This is a genomic window from Mesorhizobium sp. M7A.F.Ca.CA.004.04.2.1 (assembly GCF_004022825.1).
Taxonomy (GTDB): Bacteria; Pseudomonadota; Alphaproteobacteria; order Rhizobiales; family Rhizobiaceae; genus Mesorhizobium.
The window spans coordinates 1-1,051 of sequence record NZ_RZPH01001458.1; the positions used below are offsets into that span (position 1 = coordinate 1).

A 1,051-nucleotide genomic window follows, 5' to 3' on the forward strand; every position below is an offset into this window, starting at 1 on the left:
TCGCGCATGGCCAGGAACAGGCCACGATCGAGGTTGGTGCCGAAGAGCCGCGCCTCGGCGACACGGTCGAACAGCGCGTTGGTGTTCGAGGCCTGATCGGGGTTCCGCGCCACCAGTTCGGCGATGGTCATAGGTTCCAGCACGCTGATCGACAGCTGCGGAAACCAGTGTCGTGGCGCCTTGTCCGCGGGTGTCAGCGACACCGGCAGGCCGCGCGCGCCGCCGACGAAGATCGGCACGATCTTGGCATCGGCCTGCATGGCGATGCGGGTGACGGCACGAAACAACCGAAACATCTTGACGTCAGGCTCGACCGCATCCGGCAGATAGACGGCGAGCCGGCCCTTGCCCCTCAGCACGCGCACCAGCCGGCGGCTGACGAAGAGATGTTCGGCGTTGAAAGCGATGGTACGGCCAAGCTCGCGCCAAAGTTCAAGCCACGGCGAGCGCGCCGAGGCCTCGTCGAGTATGTGCAGTGTGTCTTCCGGCAGCAGCGACAGCATCAGCGCCGGTTCGAAGCGCGATTGATGCGAGATGACGTAGATGACTGGAGCCTGCGCCTGGCGGGCGATCCTGATACGGCTGTCGGCGATCCGGTAGGCGAGCTTGAACGGCACATAGAGCAGCGCCTGGGTAAAGCGCAGGCCGAGGCGGAATATTTCCACCACGCCGATCAGCAGCCAGGCCAGAACAAGACCCGCAAGCAGCGCCAGTGTCAGGACCATGCCGCGTCTCTCCCAACATTCTTAGCATCTCGGCTCTTTTGCGGCCGCTTCGGCCAGAACCTAGACGATGTGGGAGGAAGGTCAATGCGGAGCTTTTGCTTCCCTGGTGCGGGAAGCTGCTTGTCATGCCGCCTGCAGCCGTCCACTGATGAAACGAAATTCCTGCGTCTTGCCGCCATAGCCGTAAGCGGCTGCCGGCACTTCATGTACGAAGGCGTAGCTCTCCTCGTGCACGCCGCCCAGCAGACGGCCGAAGGCCGCGAAGATCGCCTTCAGATAGGCCTCCAGCTCAAGCTTGGTGTTGGTGCCGTCGACCACCTTGATAT

Annotated in this window: 1 protein-coding gene and 1 pseudogene; both read right to left on the bottom strand. The window is 63.2% G+C overall.

Going from position 1 to position 1,051, the window contains the following annotated elements; translation table 11 throughout:
• On the bottom strand, window positions 1–725 hold a 725-nt coding region (locus EN893_RS35360), incomplete at its 3' end, for a 1-acyl-sn-glycerol-3-phosphate acyltransferase (RefSeq protein ID WP_164901456.1).
• Window positions 726–848: 123 nt separating this feature from the next.
• A pseudogene (locus EN893_RS35365) lies at window positions 849–1,051 on the bottom strand (4-oxalocrotonate tautomerase); the annotation flags it as partial.